This is a genomic window from Pseudomonas sp. GM60 (genome assembly GCF_000282415.1).
GTDB lineage: Bacteria > Pseudomonadota > Gammaproteobacteria > Pseudomonadales > Pseudomonadaceae > Aquipseudomonas > Aquipseudomonas migulae.
In genome coordinates this window covers 150587-168628 of record NZ_AKJI01000070.1, presented here as the reverse complement: position 1 = coordinate 168628, position 18042 = coordinate 150587, and the positions used below count along the sequence as shown (strand labels likewise).

Below are 18042 nucleotides of genomic sequence, written 5' to 3'. Positions count from 1 at the left end.
CCTGCCGTCTTCGCGGGAAAGCCTCGCTCCTACGGGTATGTGTAATTTGTAGGAGCGAGGCTTGCCCGCGAAGGCGTCCTCAAACATGACAACTTTCATCTGCCTGTAACGCGCAAGCCGCCAAACCGTCATCCCTCGCGCCCATCCTGTAACTCCCGTAATCGCCTTGGGAGACTCGAAATGGCCCAGCCCTACGAAGAACGCAACAGCGCCGTCAAAACCCGTCGTCAGCAAGAAGACCAGCGCCGCATGGAATTTCGTCGCGCTATCGAAGATCGCTGCGAGCGCCGTCAGTTGCTGGCCGAGATCGGTGATTTTCCCGAGCTGGAACTCAACTACTGGCAGGCAGCTCCCGCAACTTCCCGTCGAAACGCTCAACCAGGGCGCTGATCTGCACCCGTTCGCTGCGGATAAACGCAAGGAATGCGTGGGCCACCGGCGACAGCCGTTTGGCCTTGGCCTGCACCAGGCACCAGCTGCGAAACAGTGGCAGTTCTTCGACCGGTAACTCGATCAGTCCGCCGGTCGCCAACTCCAGGTTCAGGGCGTGGCGCGTCAACAGCGCGACGCCCAGACCCGCCAGCACACATTCACGCTGGGCTTCAGCCGATGAGACCTCTTGGGTCTGGTTGAAATGCACGCGCTTCTCTTTGAAATACTCTTCGCACGCCAGTCGCGTACCCGAGCCGGGCTCGCGCAATAGCAGCGTGTAGGGTTCGAGGTCCTGCAAGCGCAACGGTCCCATATGGCACAGCGGATGATTCGGCGGCGCCACGGCCACGATTGGATTGTTGAGGAACGGCAGGAACTCCAGCCCCATGTCCTGCGGCACCATGGACATGATCACCAGGTCGTCGCGGTTGTCGGAGAGACGGCGGATCACTTGCCCACGGTTGACCACCGTCAGTTGCAGGTTCACTTCCGGATGCTGGCGCTTGAACGCGGCGAACAGGTGCGGCACGAAATACTTGGCGCTGGATTCCACCGCCAGTTTCAGTTGCCCCTGCAGTGATCCCTGCATGTCCGACAGTTGCATGTCGAGGTTTTCCAGGCGCCCGAAAATATCCCGGCTGGCCCGCTGAAGCGCTTCAGCCGCTTCGGTCATGTAGAGTTTTTTGCCGACGTAATCGAACAAAGGCTGACCAATCAGCTCCTCAAGTTGACGAATCTGCAGGCTCACGGCAGGTTGTGTGAGCGACATTTCGTCCGCCGCACGGCTGTAAGACCGTAAATCACAGACCTCATTGAAGATCTGCAATTGACGCAATGTCATACGCATCAATGACTTACGCATTATCTGAAAGCTCCTGCCGCAGGCTGATGCATCAACTATAAGTCTTTACTTATGCCTGACCCAATAATTAATCATTTTTGTTAATCCCTTGCGGGGGCTAGTGTGGACCTGCGACTGAATTGAAACATTTGGTCACGCGTCGACCTGGTCTAGCAGGTCGTGGGTACCACCGGCTCAAGGGAAACTCCAAGTGATAACAAAGATCCTGATCGCCAACCGTGGTGAGATTGCCGTACGAATCGTGCGAGCCTGCGCCGAGATGGGCATTCGCTCGGTTGCGATCTATTCCGACGCCGACCGCCATGCCTTGCATGTGAAGCGTGCGGATGAAGCCCACAGCATCGGTGCCGAGCCACTGGCCGGTTACCTGAATGCGCGCAAGCTGGTGAATCTGGCGGTAGAAACCGGTTGTGATGCGTTGCATCCCGGCTACGGTTTTCTCTCGGAAAACGCTGAGCTGGCAGATATCTGCGCAGAACGCGGCATCAAGTTCATCGGTCCATCGGCTGAAGTGATTCGCCGCATGGGCGACAAGACTGAAGCCCGTCGCAGCATGATCAAGGCTGGCGTACCCGTCACCCCGGGTACCGAGGGCAACGTCGCGGACATCGCCGAAGCCTTGGTCGAAGGCGACCGCATCGGATATCCGGTGATGCTCAAGGCGACTTCCGGTGGTGGTGGCCGTGGTATCCGCCGCTGCGACAGCCGAGAAGAGCTTGAACAAGCATTCCCTCGGGTCATTTCCGAAGCCACCAAGGCCTTTGGTTCGGCGGAAGTGTTCCTGGAAAAATGCATCGTCAACCCGAAACACATCGAAGCGCAGATCCTCGGCGACAGCTTTGGCAATGTGGTGCACCTGTTCGAGCGTGACTGCTCGATCCAGCGCCGCAACCAGAAGCTCATCGAGATCGCCCCGAGCCCGCAACTGACCCCGGAACAGCGCGCCTACATCGGCGACCTGTCGGTGCGCGCAGCCAAGGCAGTGGGTTACGAGAACGCCGGCACCGTGGAGTTCCTGCTCGCCGAGGGCGAGGTGTACTTCATGGAGATGAACACCCGGGTGCAGGTGGAACACACCATCACCGAAGAAATCACCGGCATCGACATCGTGCGTGAGCAGATCCGCATCGCGTCCGGCCTGCCGCTTTCGGTGAAACAGGAAGACATCCAGCACCGCGGTTTCGCGCTGCAATTCCGGATCAACGCCGAAGACCCGAAAAACAACTTCCTGCCGAGCTTCGGCAAGATCACCCGTTACTACGCACCCGGCGGTCCTGGCGTGCGTACCGATACGGCGATCTACACCGGCTACACCATTCCGCCGTTCTACGACTCCATGTGTCTGAAACTGGTGGTGTGGGCGCTGACCTGGGAAGAGGCAATGGACCGTGGCTTGCGCGCCCTCGACGACATGCGTCTGCAAGGGGTCAAGACCACCGCCGCGTACTACCAGGAAATCCTGCGTAACCCGGAATTCCGTAGCGGCCAGTTCAATACCAGCTTCGTTGAAAGCCACCCTGAACTGACCAATTACTCGATCAAGCGCAAACCCGAAGAGCTGGCCCTGGCCATCGCCGCCGCCATCGCCGCCCACGCAGGCCTGTGAGGAATAGAACAATGAGCAAGCAAATCCACGTTACCGACACAATCCTGCGCGACGCCCACCAATCGCTGCTCGCCACCCGCATGCGCACCGAAGACATGCTGCCGATCTGCGACAAGCTCGACAAAGTCGGCTACTGGTCGCTGGAGTGCTGGGGCGGCGCGACGTTCGACGCCTGCGTACGCTTCCTCAAAGAAGACCCGTGGGAGCGTCTGCGCCAATTGCGCGCGGCGTTGCCTAACACCCGTTTGCAAATGCTCCTGCGTGGCCAGAACCTGCTGGGCTACCGCCATTACAGCGACGACGTGGTCAAGGCCTTCGTCGCCAAGGCGGCGGTCAACGGCATCGACGTGTTCCGCATCTTCGACGCCATGAACGACGTGCGTAACCTGCGCGTGGCCATCGAAGCGGTGAAAGCTGCCGGCAAACACGCCCAAGGCACCATCGCCTACACCACCAGCCCGGTGCACACCATCGAGGCATTCGTGAACCAGGCCAAGCAAATGGAAGCCATGGGTTGCGATTCGGTGGCAATCAAGGACATGGCCGGCCTGCTGACGCCGTACGCGACTGGCGAACTGGTCAAGGCACTGAAAGCCGAGCAGTCGCTGCCAGTGTTCATTCACTCGCACGACACCGCTGGCCTGGCTGCGATGTGCCAGATGAAGGCCATCGAAAACGGTGCCGACCACATCGACACCGCGATCTCCAGCTTCGCCTGGGGCACCAGCCACCCTGGCACCGAGTCGATGGTCGCCGCCCTTAAAGGCAGCGAATTCGACACCGGCCTGAACCTGGAATTGCTGCAAGAGATCGGCCTGTACTTCTACGCCGTGCGCAAGAAGTACCACCAGTTCGAAAGCGAATTCACCGCCGTCGACACCCGCGTGCAAGTCAACCAGGTACCGGGCGGCATGATCTCCAACCTGGCCAACCAGCTCAAAGAGCAGGGCGCGCTGAACCGCATGAGTGAAGTGCTGGCCGAAATCCCGCGCGTTCGTGAAGACCTCGGCTTCCCGCCGCTGGTAACCCCGACCTCGCAGATCGTTGGCACCCAGGCGTTCTTCAACGTGCTGGCCGGTGAGCGCTACAAGACCATCACCAACGAAGTGAAGCTCTACCTGCAAGGCGGCTACGGCAAGGCACCAGGCACCGTAAACGAAAAACTGCGTCGCCAGGCCATCGGCAGCGAAGAAGTGATCGACGTTCGTCCGGCTGACCTGCTCAAGCCGGAAATGACCAAGCTGCGTGCCGAAATCGGCGCCGTGGCCAAGTCTGAAGAAGACGTGCTGACCTACGCGATGTTCCCGGACATCGGCCGCAAATTCCTCGAGGAACGCGCTGCCGGCACCCTCACTCCGGAAGTGCTGTTGCCGATTCCGGAAGCGGGCGGCGTAGCCTCTGTCGGCGGCGAAGGCGTGCCTACCGAGTTCGTCATCGACGTCCACGGCGAAACCTACCGCGTCGACATCACCGGTGTCGGCGTCAAGGCTGAAGGCAAGCGTCACTTCTACCTGTCCATCGACGGCATGCCGGAAGAAGTGGTGTTCGAACCACTCAACGAATTCGTCAGCGGTGGCAGCAGCAAGCGCAAGCAAGCCACTGCGCCGGGCCACGTCAGCACCACCATGCCGGGCAACATCGTCGACGTGCTGGTCAAGGAAGGCGACGTTGTGAAAGCCGGCCAGGCCGTACTGATCACCGAAGCGATGAAGATGGAAACCGAAGTGCAGGCGGCCATCGCCGGCAAAGTCACCGCCATCCACGTGGCCAAGGGCGACCGGGTCAACCCGGGCGAAATCCTGATCGAGATCGAAGGCTGAGTTAACAGCCTCGATACAACGCTTTAAACCTCGGGGGGGCATGTGCTCCCCTTTTTTTTCGCCAGTTATTCAAGGCACCACATGACCCATGTGGGAGCGAGCCTGCTCGCGATTACGGTGTGACATTCAGCCTCTTCATTGGCAGATCCTCCGCTAGCGCGAGCAGGTATGGTGATGTGTCAGTGGTTGATCAGAACGCCATCCGCCACTGACCCATTACGCCATGAGTGCGGCTATCGCTGCCCATTTCACCCGAGAGCCCCACTCCAATCGTGTTACGTGCGGAAAGCCTGAGGTCCACACCCGCATCGACCATCAGTTTGTCCCGATCCTGTGGCGCACTGTAGACGCTGTAGTCGTTGCCACCGGTGACAAGGCGTTGCCTGGTTTCTGTGTAGACCTTGCCATACGTGTGTTTCCAGCCTGCGCTGAAACGCGGCGTTAGTTGCATTCCGTTATCCAGCGTATTGAGCTTCGCCAGACGCAGGCCGAATGTGCTGCTGAAGTTTTCCTCGGATTGATCGTGGACTTTCAGCGAAGCATCGCCTCCTTTCTCAGTGAAACTGTCGCGTTGATAGCGCTGGTACCCAAGACTGGCAAACGGTTCGATGATGACGCTGGCGCGTCCAAGGTTGAAACCCACCTCTGCGAAGGCTTGTTGGGTATTGGCCTCGTAACGGCCCTTGGGTCGATCCTTGAAACCGTAAAATTCGACCCGGCGCGTGCTGCTGCCATCATGGTTGTTGTAAGTCGCGCCCAAGCGCAGGGACATTGGCCCGTTCTGGCGAAGTGCGTAAGCCCCCAAGTGCCAGCTGTCCAGATTGCCGTCCAACTCGCGGCTCTTCTGGCGAGTGCGGGATTGACCGCCCATCAGACCTAGACGCCATTGCTCATCAATTTGCCAGTCGGCACCTATCACCAATCCGTGGGTGGAATGCTGCAGCGGGTCATCGTCGCGATCCAGTTTCCCACTGTGTCCCAGCGCCTGGAGCCAGACTCGGCCATTGGCATCGCTGCCGGCTGCCAGTCGAGGCGCACCATTCTGATTATTGGAAACACTGTTGCTATCGAGCTGGCGCATGGCCGAGAGCAGGGTGGCGCTTATCGGGCCGTCACTGTTCAAGGTCGCCTTGGCGAGGTTGGCGTTGCTGTCGCCGGCCAGAATTTCGAGGGCGTGGGCAGCGGTAGCTCGATCGGATCCGAGCAGGGCGGTGACGGCGGCATTGGTCGTGCTGGAGGTTTTTTGTTCGGTCTGGGTGGCCGTTGGCTCTTCAATGCTGGCACCGAACTGCTTGCCACTTTCCGTATCCGCGATGCTCTCGAAAGATACATCGTTACGTGCGTAGGTCAGGCTGACAATTCTCGGGTCGTCGTAATTCAGTTCAGGTGTCATGAAAACAAGGTTGTTTTCGATGTCGCCGAAACGCCCCACGACGTTGGTCGCCTCAATGAGGGTGTACTGGCTGGTTTGCGGGAAATCACCAGTTGCGGCAATTTTCAGGGTTGCATCGCCAAGGCTCGCCGTGCCATCGACTTTGATCGTCTCGCCTCGGCCATCGGCATTTACTTCATAGGTCAGAACTGCGGTCCTGGACAGTTTCATGTCGCCCGCTACGACAGGTGCGCCGAGTTGTCGATTGACGACAAGCCCGCCGCTTACGTCCAGCCCTCCTACACGGCCCTTGCCACTGAAGGTTCCCGACTCATACACCTCGACGTTTCCGCCGATGCTGCCGTTGTTCACCAATGTGCCTTGAGCGACTGCGCGCCCTTCGATATGTCCGTTATTGGTGAGCGTCGCCTGAGGACGCACTAAGGCACCGATCTGGAAGTCTCCGGAGTCCTTGCCGCCATTCAGGGTCCACGTACCCTGTTTGATATCCAGGCCAGCGAAATCCCGGGTTTCGCCCAATGTGCCCCCTTTGGTGTGATCGAGTCTGATGACGTTGATGCCACCATCGCCGTCCAGTCGCTTGGTCATGCCCCCTCCGGAAAGGACGCTGACCAGATCGTTACGCTCATCCAACTGCAGATTTCGCCACTCCGCGATTTTGTTGATCAAGAGGGGTTGGGTATCGGCAGCTCCGATGAACGCATCGAGTTCCATAATCAAGTCTTCGGACGTTTCGAAAGGTGCGGAAGTTTGATCGGTACTGGTTTGTTGGGCCGCCGCGAATTCAGCGCAGCCCACGGCAAGTGCTATCGAAAATGCGAGGTGTCTGGGTCGGTATTTGTGTTGAACGGGCATCGAGTTCGGCCTCTTTTGACAGGAGGCCAAACTCTAAAAGGGAGGCTATATGTGCCGATGTCAGCTGCGTCCGGCAGCGATGCAGGCGGCGTCGGATGGTTGCGTGGAAAAAGAACAGCCAAATGGGGATGGCCGTATTTATCGGTTTTGCCAAGGCGCTTTTTCTTACAGGAATTCTCAAAGAATGTTAGAGAAGTCAGAAGTGCCCATACCCGAAGACGGTGATTTTTTGCCTAACTACGACTCAAATACGCCTTCCCATAATGCCGCTCCATCCGCGCCTGAATCAGCTCCAACCCAATCGACATCACCCAGTAAATCACCGCGGCCGTCGTCAGCATCTCGATGTAGCGATAGCTCGAGCGCCCATACGACTGCGCCAGAAACATCACCTCCCAAACACCCATCACCGAGATCAGTGACGAGTCTTTGAGCATCGAGATGAATTGATTGGTGGTCGGCGGGATGATGGTGCGCATGGCTTGCGGCAGGGTGACGCGCCAGAAGATCACGGTTTCGCGCATGCCCAGTGCCAGCGAGGCTTCACGCTGGCCGTGGGGGACGCCGAGGATGCCGGCGCGGAAGATTTCGCTGAGGTAGGCGCCGTAGTTCAGCGACAGGGCGATGATCCCGGCGACGACGGCGCCCGGCACGATGCCGAGTTGCGGCAGGCCGAGGTAGATCAGCAGGATCTGGATCAGCAGCGGAGTGCCGCGAAAGAACGAGGCATAGAAACTTGCAATGCCGAAGGCCACGGCGCTTTTCGACAGCCGTGCGAGGGCGGTGATGAAGCCCAGCAGCGACGACGCGACGATTGAGCACAGGCACAAAAACAGGGTCAGCGCCGCGCCTTGCAGAAAGCCGTTCGGCGCCAGGTGCAGGCCGATCAGGTTGGGCAGCTTGTCGAGGATGATCGAGAACTTCAGGTCGAAGCTCAGGAAGAAACTGGCGAACAGACCCAGCATTGCCGCCCAGGTCAGGTACAGCCGCGTGCGAAAACCGAAGATCCGTTGCAGCCGGGACTCAGCCACCGGTTGTGGCGGCTGAGGTGGGTTGGGAAAGGAAGTCATTTGCTGATGTCGGCGCCGATCCATTTTTGCGAGAGTGTGCTCAGGGTGCCGTCCTGTTTCAGTTGCGCGAAGACGTCACGCACCTTGGCGTCCCACTGTGCATCGCCTTTTTCGATGGCCACCGAGTTCGGCTCCGAGTACAGCGGTTCGCCGGCAAGCTTGAAGCGTTTGTCTTCGGTCAGGCGCGGCTGCGCGGTGACCAGGTTGGTGAGGACCGCATCCAGTCGCACGCCAGCGCCCAGTCCCAAGTCCTGGAACGCCACGTTGTCGGTGTCGTACGGGGCGATCTGCACGTTTTCAAACGGGTACTGCAACTGCGTGTCTTCGGCGCCTTCGATCACCAGGTTTTTGTTCAGGTAGCTTTCGTAGCTGGAAGCACTGGTGAGGCCGACTTTCTTGCCGCTCAGGTCCTTGGCGCTGTGGATGCTGTCGTCCTTGGCGTTGACCACGATCACCGCGGGTGAGGCGTAGTACTCGACCGGGAAATCAAAGACTTCGGCGCGGGCCTTGCTCGGGGTCATGGAGCAGATGCAAATGTCGTAGCGTCCGCTCCAGCGGCCGGCAGCGATCACGTCCCAGGAAGGTGTTTCGAGGCGCAATTTGACCCCGAGTTTATTGGCCACGGCTTTGGCCACATCAACGTCGAAACCGTCGAGCTGGTTCTGGTCATTGAGGAACGAGAAGGGCGGATAGCTTTCCATCAGCACGCCGACCAGTTCTTTCTTTTGCTCGATGCGGTCCAGCGTGGCGCCGCCGAAGGCTTGGGTGGAGGCAGCCAGAATCGTCAGGCCCAGGGCCAGTAGTGGTTGAAGTTTCACAGTCGACCCCTAATAAAAAAATGGTTGTTATTAACCGGATGGTGCGTATTAAATAGTTATAAGAACGACTCTGGTAGTGAGTTATTTTCATAAGCATATGAGTAAAAAGCATATGAGCGCAGCAAGCACAGTGATTCTGGATGGCGGCATGGGTCGTGAGTTGCAACGCCGGGGTGCGCCATTCAGACAGCCTGAATGGTCGGCGCTGGCCTTGAGCGAAGCGCCGCAGGCCGTGGAGGCGGTGCATGCGGCTTATATCGAAAGCGGCGCGAACGTGATCACCAGCAACAGCTATGCGGTGGTGCCTTTTCACATTGGCGAAGAACGTTTTGCGGCTGAGGGTCGAGCCCTCGCGGCGTTGGCCGGGGAGTTGGCCAGGCGTGCGGTGGACGCTGCGGGCAAACCGGTGCGTGTGGCGGGTTCATTGCCGCCGTTGTTCGGTTCCTATCGTCCGGATTTGTTCGATGCAGCTCGGGTGACGGAATTGCTCGCGCCGCTGGTCGAGGGGCTGGCCCCGCATGTCGACCTGTGGCTGGCGGAAACCCAAAGCTCGATTGTGGAAGCGCGAGCGATTCACGCGGGTCTGCCGAAGGACGGCAAGCCGTTCTGGCTGTCGTTTACCTTGAAGGATGAGGACACGGACGAAGTCCCGCGTTTGCGTTCCGGCGAACCTGTGGCCGAAGCCGCTGCGGTGGCTGTGGAGCTGGGCGTCGAGACGTTGCTGTTCAACTGCAGCCAGCCGGAAGTGATCGGTGCGGCGATTGATGCGGCGCGGGAAACTTTCGAGCGTCTGGGGGTGAAGATTCACATCGGCGCGTACGCCAATGCCTTCCCACCGCAACCGAAAGAGGCGACGGCCAATGACGGTCTGGACCCGTTGCGCGACGATCTGGACCCGCCGGGCTACCTGCATTGGGCGGCGGACTGGAAAGAGCGCGGTGCCAGCCATTTGGGTGGGTGCTGCGGGATTGGGCCGGAGCATATTGCGGTGCTTGCCCAGAAATTGGCGTGATGCCCATCGCTAGCAAGCCAGCTCCTACAAGATTTCGGTGGATCACGATGTTGTGATCAACGCATAACCCCTGTAGGAGCTGGCTTGCTAGCGATGGCGTCCGTCCAGGCGCCGCTGATTTACCCGCGACACTCCGCTAACGTTTTCACCTGCCCCGACCCCGTCTGATTCTCATCACTCAACCACCGCTCAAACCCCGCCCCAACCACCGGCCATTCCGAATCCAGAATCGAATACCAGGCCGTATCCCGGTTCTGCCCCTTCACCACCATGTGCTGGCGGAACACCCCTTCAAAACTGAACCCCAACCGCTCCGCCGCGTACTTGGAACGCGCGTTGCCGTTATTGCATTTCCACTCCAGACGCCGGTAACCAAGGGCGAACGACTCTTTCGCCAGCAGATACACCGCCTCGGTACTTTTCGGCGAACGCTGCATCGGCGCACCGAAGGTGACGTGGCCGATTTCAATACGGCCCTGAGACGGAACGATCGACATCAAACTGAGAATGCCTTGCACATCGCCGCTGGCACGGTCGATCACGCTGAAGAAATACGGGTCGCTGTTGGCCGCGTGATTGTTCAGCCAGTCGTTGAAAACGCTGCGCTCCGGGAAAGGACCGTAAGGCAAGTAATCCCAGAGTTTCGGGTCGGCGCCCGGGCCTTGCAGGGCTTTGAACAAACCGTCGCCATGGCGCGCCGGGTCGAGTTTTTCCAGGCGGATGAAGCGCCCTTCGATGGTTTGCACCGTTGGCGCCGGGACGCCTTTCCAGTCTGCGAGTGAAGTCGTCATGTCGTTCTCCTTGAACCTTAAAGGGCTTTGCGGAACTGGATGAAACCAGGGCGCTCGGCGATGCGCTCGTAGAGCTGGATCGCGGTGGCGTTGGTTTCGTGGGTCAACCAGTGGACCTTGCAGCAACCGTCCGCTTTGGCGGTCGCGTAGACAAATTCGATCAGTTTGCGGCCGACGCCGGTGCCGCGGGTTTCGGGTGTTACCAACAGGTCTTGCAGGTAGCAGGAGTTTTCGATGCTCCAGTTCGACCGATGGTAGATGAAGTTCACCATGCCGACCGCTTTGCCGTCGCTCCACGCCAATGCCGAATGAGTCGGTTCATTCGAGTCGAGCAGGCGTTGCCATGTGCTGTCCGTGACCGCCTCAGGCAGTTCGGTGTTGTAGAAGCGCAGGTAGGCTTGCCACAACGGCAGCCACGCAGCGTGATCATCGGCGGTGACCTGGCGGATTTCAATCTGACTCATGTTCAATCCTTAGCGCATCAAGTGGGCGAGGGCCTGGTCGTGCACGTCGGGGCTGGCGGCGAGCCCCTCGCGCACACCGGCGATGTCTGCGGTGCTGCGGTTCTGGCTGAGTTTGCGTTTGCCTTCCAGGCGCTGGATCGGCAGGGCAAACCCGACGATGGCCTTGAGCATGCCGTCGATGTAGTCGGCGGGTGCATCGGCAACCTTCCATGGTTGGGCGCGACCGGCTTCATGGCGATCGGTCAACGTACTGACCAGGTTGAGCAGGCGGTCGGCGTCGGTGAAAACCTCTGCGGTGCCGTAAGCGTGTACGGCGACGTAGTTCCAGGTCGGTACGACTTTGCCGTGCTCGGCTTTGCTCGGATAAAAGCCCGGGCTGATGTACGCGTCGGCACCGGCGAAAATGACCAGCGCTTCGGCACCGTTTTGCAGTGCCTTCCATTGCGGATTGGCCCGGGCGAAGTGACCGTACAGGGTGCCATTCGGACCTTGCTCAGGGCTGAACAACAACGGCAGGTGACTGGCTTGCAAGCCTTGCTCGTCGTGGGTGATCACCACGGCCAGGCGCGTGTCGAGTATCTGCTGCTGCAGTTTATGCAAATCTTTGATGGCAAAGCCGCTGGGGTTGTACATGGAAAAATTCCTTGGCGAATGCGTCCATCCTAGGCAGGCTATTGGTCTGTTGTAAGAGCCATTAACGACCAATTTCATAGGTCCATTGTCATGAGCGAAGCGCCGCTTTCCCTGTCGTTCAACCCCGCCGGTATCGAACTTGACCGCCGTCAGGGGCTTAGTCGTCAGCTCTATCAGGCCTTGCGCCTGCGGGTGCTCGACGGGCGATTGGCCAGCGGCACTCGATTGCCGGCCAGCCGGGACTTGGCGGCGGCGTTGGCAATTTCCCGCAACAGCGTGGTTCGCGCCTACGATCAGCTCTACGCAGAGGGCTTTATCGAGGGGCGTGTCGGGGACGGGACTTACGTCGCGCAATTGCCTCAAGCGCCGTTGCCCACGAAAAAACTATCCACAAAAGTATCCACAGGGTTGCCAACAGGGTTACCCACAGCCTTATCCACAAATTGGCTGGATTTACCTGTGGTTTCATCCAGTAAAGTTATCCACAGCGGAGCGCTGGGACGCGTTGAAAAGAACCATTTGGCCACGCCGCCCAGCGGTCCGCCTCGGGCTTTTCGGGTGGGCGTGCCGGCGTTTGACCTGTTTCCCTTCGAGGTGTGGGCCAAGCTGAATGCGGCTTTCTGGCGTAAACCGGATTTGCAGCAGCTGTGTTATGGCGATCCGGCGGGCGATGCGCGCTTACGCGGCCTGATCGCCGCTTATTTGCGCAGTTCGCGGGGGATGCAGTGCACGGCTGAGCAAATAGTGATCACCAGCGGCGCACAGCAGGGGATTAGCCTTTGTGCACAGCTGCTGGTGGAGCCGGGCGACGGCGTGGCGATTGAAAATCCGGGGTATCGGGCGGCAGGTCATGCGTTCGCCGTGGCCGGGGCGAAATTGCATGGGGTGGCGGTGGACGGCGAGGGCATCGACTGCACCGAACTGGCCCGGCTCAGCGATTGTCGACTGGCCTATGTCACGCCTTCGCATCAATACCCGACCGGCGTGGTAATGAGCCTGGCGCGGCGTCTTGAATTACTCGCTTGGGCGGAGCGCAACCAAGGCTGGATCGTCGAGGACGACTACGATGGCGAATACCGTTACAGCGGCGCACCCCTGGCGCCGTTGGCGGCACTCGATCGGCAGGGCCGGGTCTTGTACGTCGGGACTTTTGGCAAAGTCGCATTCCCGGCGTTGCGCCTGGGTTATCTGGTGTTGCCGCCGGCACTGGTGCAGGCGTTTTCTCAACGTCGAGCGGTGGACGTCCGGCATTCCGAAGTCAGCACCCAGGCGGTGATGGCCGAGTTCATGGCCGCCGGGCATTTCCAGCGCCACATCCGCCGCATGCGCCGTGCTGCCCTGAGTCGTCGCAATACGTTGCTGGCGGGCTGGCCGCAGAACATCCCCGGCATCGGCAGCCTGCCAAGTGTCGCGGCAGGGTTGCATCTGACGGTGGCGGTCGACTCACAGGCGCGCGAGTACGAGCTGATAGAAAAAGCCGCCAGCGTCGATGTCGAGATCAATGCGCTGAGCAGCTATTGGTTGCCGGACTCGCAGAAACCGGTGGACCAGCGTGCCGGGCTGGTCCTGGGTTTCGCGGCCGTGCCCGAGGCGGCCATCAGCACCGCACTCGGGCGGCTGGAAAAGGTCTGGCGGCGTTAAGCAGTCACGGCTCACCCCGACGCAAGACTTACGATTTTGAGGCCGATGGCAGTACCTTCGCGAAAAACAGTGCAGTCGCCAGTTGCGGGCTGATTTCGCTGCGATAGATCGCAATCGCGTGGAGATCGTCATTTGCACTGCGCGCTTCGGATGCGCCGCCCAGCAGCCGTTGCTGCACGGTTTTCAGATGCGCCGCCGTGAACGTCTGGACAGGCGACGCGGGCTGCGCGTAGTGAAAGTGTGCATACCACAGAACGTTTTTGCTGGTGTGGTCACGGACTTCATATTCCTCGAGGTAGTCTTTTTTTCGGCTTTTGAGCAAGCGTCGGCCGGGGTTCCTGACGATGTCGACCTGACCTTCGCTTTGCAGCCACTGGACCCGCTCTGCCGTCGGCGGCTGTAGTTTTGTCATGCTGATTCGCGTTGTGCGTCCCTGACTGTAGAGGCGGGTTGCTCCGTCATTCAGCTGCTTGACCAGTGTCACGGCAGACCCCGGACCGTCATCGGTGGCGTTGCTGGAAATCAGTGCTTCGTCGATTGCCTTGGCGACCTCCTGCAGCCGATGGGCTTGTTGATGGAACATTTCCTCTATTTCCACGGGAATTCGCCGCGCTCCCTTCGAATGGGCGTCTGTTCGGCGGATGAACGCCTCCTGCCCGTCCAGCATTGCCTGACCTTGAACAATGCTTGTACCCAAATCAGGTTGGACGACGGCAGGGGAAACCGGTTTCGCGGCCACTCGTTCAACCCACACTCCTGGGGTTTTCTCATGAAAGGTCGAGATGACTTTGCCTGTCAGTGTCGAGGTTACGTCGACCAGTTCTGATCCGTCCGCCACGGCATCGGCGCGTATTTGGCCGACCACCGTGCCGTTGTAACGGGTCTTGATGATGCGTTTGACAGGAGCGGTCGGCAGACGGGAAGGGCCAGGTTGCGGTTCGAGCGCCTGGCGCTCGCGCAGCAGGCTCGCCAGGTGCTTCACGGTGCGCTGTTGAAACGCGTCGATACGTTGGCGCATCAGGTCGAGCGCGGGTTGCAGGAACTGACCGGGGAACTCGCCGGGCAGATCGATGATGCGCTGATCGGTGACCGTGAGTTGCTCCACCAGATCACTGAGTCCTTCGATTCGCTCCGGCAAGCGCAACACGTCTTCGTCAGCGGCCAGATCCAGTGAAGCCTGAATGGCGAGCGCTGCGTTTTCGACAACGCTCTCCAGCGCCGGGCGTGCTTCATGCGTGAGCGCAACCGAGGGGGCGAGGCACAACTCCTGGGCCAGTGTGATCTGGAACAGTTTGAGGTCCTGTAAATCGAACGTCGGCATGTTGGCCTTGACGTCGCGGATCACTTCCACGGCTTCTTTGCCGAGCAGGTTCAGTTGCTCGAAGCGCGATTGCGCGAATTCGATTTTGTTGATGTAGCCCTCGGTCAGATCGCTCATGTGTTGAAAGGTCTGTCGGGCGGCCTGCGTGTTTTCCGTTGGTTGTGTGTCGAGAAGATTGAGGGAGAGCCGCATTTGATTGTCGAAAACAGGACGCTGGTGGTCGAACCATTTCTCCAGCAGCGATAGTTGGAAATCCAGGCGGCTGATCATCGCTTTTCGGAAATTGGGAATGGCTTCGCGAGCATTGAACGCTTTCATCTGTTCAATGTTGGCGCTGATGAATGACATCTGCGCGTCGAGCATTTCAAGGTACAAGCGGCGATGGGTGGCGGTGGCGCTCGGAGCCTTCGCGTTTTTTTCAGCGTCCTTGAGTTCTGTTTCCCGGCTTTTGACCTGGCTTTCGAACGCGATCATTTGCTGTTTCAGTTCAGCCTGGCGCTGCTTGTTTTGCTGTTCCAGCCGTTGCTTTTCCTTGCCCCCGCCCCGCAGTCTCAGCCGTGTATCGATAAACCATTCGCCGCTGGCGTTCTTGATCAGCAACGGCCCGGTGCGCGGGGGGGACTGGCGTGAGTCAATGATCTGCACGTCGTTATTGTCGTTGAGGGTGACTTCGAACCATCGCTGGCCGACCTTCGCATACCATTTTCCGTTAAGTGAATTGAGGTGTTGGTGAGGGCCGGCCGCGCTGGAGGCGACGGCCATTCCCTTGGGTTCGGCAATGGCCAGCTCATCCAGCAAGGTGCCCAACGCTACAGGCGGCAGCGTGGCGACGGCGTGCAAAGACGTCTCATGGTCGCGAGGCAGTTGATTAAGGTCGGGCAGGCGAGTGACCGTGATTTTCTGCGCAGGCTTGAGGGGCGGTGTGACCGGTGACGGCTCGAGTTTCTCGGCCAACCGCGAGACCGGTTTATGGCGAGCCGCAGCCCGATGAGCCAGTACCATGCCGAGCGTCAACAGCAAATCGGTCACGGCAGACCAGGCGAGCTGACTGTCTTCGCTTTCTGCGGCATCGGTGATTCCCTGCAAGTCGTCCATGATCTGCCAGATCCACGCGGCAACCCCGGCAGTGCGCCCGAGGAAGGGCAAGGCAACGTTGAATAGCATCCATGCACCGTGCTTGAGCGTTTCCCAGCGAGCTTGCGCATTGGACACCGATTGGCGGTCAGCCAAGGTGATCATGGCGTTGGCATTGGCTTTGAACAGCGGCGCCAGTGAATCATCATCAAGGGCTGCCGCACTGAGCGACACCGCGCCCATCTTGCCCAGCGCCGAGGTGGGATCGACCAGCAGTTGGGTCAGGGTCCAGACCGAAGGCAACTCACCGGAAAACACGTACTGGGAATAGTTGAAGCGTACGTCGTCGGCCAGCCACGCGAGGACCGATTGGCGAAGGGGTTTTTCGTGCTTGATCGCGTACAGCAGATTGGCTTCGTTCGGGTACTGCGTCAGCGAAGGCATGAGCAATGGCCGATAGAGCAGACACGGTCCCTGATTAGCGGATCGCGGACCGATGACGAACATATTGGCAACTTCGTCGCCCTTGCTGTCGGCGCTATCACCGGAGATGAACGCCAATGGGCGAATGACAATCTCCTGCCCATTCACCCGGCGGTCGGCCGCGCTTGGCTGCAGAGCTGCGTTGACGAATTGGTAGCCTTGTTCATCAATGCCGGCTTCGCCGCGCATCTTGTGTTGCAGCGCCTGCAAGGGCAACTGGGTGCGCAGATGACGCGTGTAGAGCGTTTGTCGGCGCAACGATTCTCGCGAGTCATCCAGCAACTTGCGCTTGATCAGCGCCGGGTAAACCGCGCCGATATCGACCTGGGTCACGAGTTTTTCCAGGTAGGCGGGTGTCATCCAGGCGGGCACAGGGTCGCCGTTTTTGTACTGCACCGTCTTGTTGCCCAACGGAACGGCAATCAGGTTTTGCAGTGCCAATTCGATCAGCGACAACGTAACGGTCTGCGTCTTGCCGGGGACCACGACAGCGCCCAGCACGATGACGCTGGTGATGCTGATTTGCACGTCCTTCAGATTCAGGTCCGCTGCCGTTGGATGATCCTTGATCATCTGCTCTCGCAGGGTTTGCAGGGTAAATTCCGGCAGTGAAGCGATGCCTTCGTCGAAGGTTTTTCCCGCGTCCTGTTCCCGCAACTGCGCCAGGTCCATCAGGTGTCGGCTGTAACGGGTCAGGTCCGCTGACGATGCGTTGCTCAGCCAGCCTGTCAGTAACCCCTGAACCTGGTTGAAGCGCGACGAAGGCAGGGCTTCAAACTCAGTGAAGCTCTTCGCCGCCGCGCTGATTTGCGGTGAAAGCCTGGTTGGCGTAGTGCTCTGGAATGTATTGAAGGCACCGATGGCTTCGGCTTCGAGTGCGATCAGTGCACACGCCTGTTGATGAAAGAAATTGCCCTCGGGTTCATACAGGCGCCATTGCAGCGTCTGCCCGGTGCTTGACGCCCCAGGGTTTGCAAACAAGGTTTCGCCCAGTGCCGCAACAGAGTCGTAACGCCTGAACCCTTCGGTAATCGAGTGTGTCAGCACCTGGGTTCGACTGCCCGACGTGCCCACAAACACCGCGATATCCAGAACCCGCAGATGTTTGCTCTGCGCGCTTTCAACGTGTTCGGTATCGATCAGGCAGGCCTTGGTCAGGTACTTGTCCTGTGAGCGCCGTGTGGTCCGATCCGGATGAGTGAACACGGCAAGGGCCATTGCTTTTTGATCGGCATCCCAATCGGTGGCCTCGTCGAGGTTCCAGATGTCCTGCAGCGCCTGCGAGAGCTGATGCCAGCGTGGGGTCGAAGGGCTTGTCTGCTGATTCCAGTAATCCAGTTGCTGTTGCTGGTAGGCGATGAACAGCTGCGGTGCGAGCGTATTAATCAGTGAACCGATGGCCGTGATGTTCACGGGCAGTTGAGCCGGCGGTGCAACGCCCGGTTGCAGGGTCAGGAAATGCTCGCCATCGATGAACGTCACCGTCGAACCCGACAACCCGAGCCGTACCAATACGTCGGTGAGCGATTCATACAGGTCATTGCCCGGCACGACCTCGCTGCCGGTATTGAGCCAGGTCGGAGTGACGACCGTGGCGAGCGTCGGATCAATCTTCAAGTGCGGGTAGAGCGCGTTGAGTGCAGGCGCCAATGCAGTCGCTGCAACCTCTCTGATCGAGGGGCCGGTGACCAGTTGGGTCAGTACATTTTCTGCACTCGGGGAAAGGGTATCGGACATGGTCGTCTCCTGATTGAGGGTGCGCTGTTG

The 18042-nt window shown here is 59.4% G+C and carries 13 protein-coding genes; 5 read left to right on the top strand and 8 right to left on the bottom strand.

Features of this window, described 5'->3' with window-relative positions; translation table 11 throughout:
- Positions 1-180 precede the first annotated feature (180 nt).
- Positions 181-390: a PA3496 family putative envelope integrity protein gene (locus PMI32_RS29885; RefSeq protein ID WP_008030742.1), complete on the top strand. Its 210-nt coding sequence runs from the start codon at positions 181-183 to the stop codon at positions 388-390.
- On the opposite strand, the gene PMI32_RS11495 is transcribed toward PMI32_RS29885, so the two are convergent.
- The gene (locus tag PMI32_RS11495) at positions 332-1294 is read right to left on the bottom strand and encodes a LysR family transcriptional regulator (RefSeq protein WP_008030740.1); all 963 of its coding nucleotides are present in this window, start codon (positions 1292-1294) and stop codon (positions 332-334) included. The two genes, PMI32_RS29885 and PMI32_RS11495, sit on opposite strands and share 59 nt — an antisense overlap.
- A 190-nt stretch (positions 1295-1484) precedes the next feature.
- Between PMI32_RS11495 and PMI32_RS11500 the strand changes: the two genes are divergently transcribed.
- Both PMI32_RS11500 and oadA read left to right on the top strand, forming a co-directional pair.
- Complete coding sequence (locus PMI32_RS11500) at positions 1485-2900, top strand: acetyl-CoA carboxylase biotin carboxylase subunit (protein ID WP_008030739.1); 1416 nt, start codon at positions 1485-1487, stop codon at positions 2898-2900.
- 11 nt (positions 2901-2911) lie between these two features.
- A complete protein-coding gene (oadA, locus tag PMI32_RS11505; protein WP_008030738.1) occupies positions 2912-4720 on the top strand; it encodes a sodium-extruding oxaloacetate decarboxylase subunit alpha in 1809 nt (602 codons plus the stop codon).
- 190 nt (positions 4721-4910) lie between these two features.
- Here oadA and PMI32_RS11510 read toward each other — a convergent pair whose 3' ends face one another.
- The 3 genes from PMI32_RS11510 to PMI32_RS11520 all read right to left on the bottom strand — a co-directional run bounded on the left by PMI32_RS11510 (position 4911) and on the right by PMI32_RS11520 (position 8856).
- Positions 4911-6968, bottom strand: a complete 2058-nt coding sequence (locus PMI32_RS11510; protein ID WP_008030737.1) for an autotransporter outer membrane beta-barrel domain-containing protein — start codon at positions 6966-6968, stop codon at positions 4911-4913.
- A 233-nt stretch (positions 6969-7201) separates the two neighbouring features.
- Positions 7202-8038: an amino acid ABC transporter permease gene (locus PMI32_RS11515; RefSeq protein ID WP_008030736.1), complete on the bottom strand. Its 837-nt coding sequence runs from the start codon at positions 8036-8038 to the stop codon at positions 7202-7204.
- Positions 8035-8856, bottom strand: coding sequence for an ABC transporter substrate-binding protein (locus PMI32_RS11520; RefSeq protein ID WP_008030731.1), 822 nt, complete (start codon positions 8854-8856; stop codon positions 8035-8037). Before PMI32_RS11520 ends, PMI32_RS11515 begins: the two co-directional genes overlap by 4 nt.
- A gap of 112 nt (positions 8857-8968) precedes the next feature.
- On the opposite strand from PMI32_RS11520, the gene PMI32_RS11525 reads away from it, so the two are divergent.
- Positions 8969-9868 (top strand): homocysteine S-methyltransferase family protein, encoded by a 900-nt coding sequence (locus PMI32_RS11525; RefSeq protein WP_008030729.1) that lies wholly within the window; start codon positions 8969-8971, stop codon positions 9866-9868.
- Positions 9869-9987: 119 nt separating this feature from the next.
- Here PMI32_RS11525 and PMI32_RS11530 read toward each other — a convergent pair whose 3' ends face one another.
- Genes PMI32_RS11530 through PMI32_RS11540 form a run of 3 tightly spaced genes read right to left on the bottom strand, consistent with a single transcriptional unit; the run spans position 9988 to position 11756 of the window.
- Positions 9988-10659, bottom strand: a complete 672-nt coding sequence (locus PMI32_RS11530) for a GNAT family N-acetyltransferase (RefSeq protein WP_008030727.1) — start codon at positions 10657-10659, stop codon at positions 9988-9990.
- 17 nt (positions 10660-10676) lie between these two features.
- Positions 10677-11123, bottom strand: a complete 447-nt coding sequence (locus PMI32_RS11535) for a GNAT family N-acetyltransferase (RefSeq protein ID WP_008030725.1) — start codon at positions 11121-11123, stop codon at positions 10677-10679.
- 9 nt (positions 11124-11132) lie between these two features.
- Positions 11133-11756, bottom strand: coding sequence for an FMN-binding negative transcriptional regulator (locus PMI32_RS11540; protein WP_008030723.1), 624 nt, complete (start codon positions 11754-11756; stop codon positions 11133-11135).
- Between the two features lie 90 nt (positions 11757-11846).
- Between PMI32_RS11540 and pdxR the strand changes: the two genes are divergently transcribed.
- The gene (gene pdxR, locus PMI32_RS11545; protein WP_008030722.1) at positions 11847-13397 is read left to right on the top strand and encodes a MocR-like pyridoxine biosynthesis transcription factor PdxR; all 1551 of its coding nucleotides are present in this window, start codon (positions 11847-11849) and stop codon (positions 13395-13397) included.
- 28 nt (positions 13398-13425) lie between these two features.
- On the opposite strand, the gene PMI32_RS11550 is transcribed toward pdxR, so the two are convergent.
- Positions 13426-18012: a DUF4200 domain-containing protein gene (locus PMI32_RS11550; RefSeq protein ID WP_008030721.1), complete on the bottom strand. Its 4587-nt coding sequence runs from the start codon at positions 18010-18012 to the stop codon at positions 13426-13428.
- Between the last annotated feature and the right edge of the window lie 30 nt (positions 18013-18042).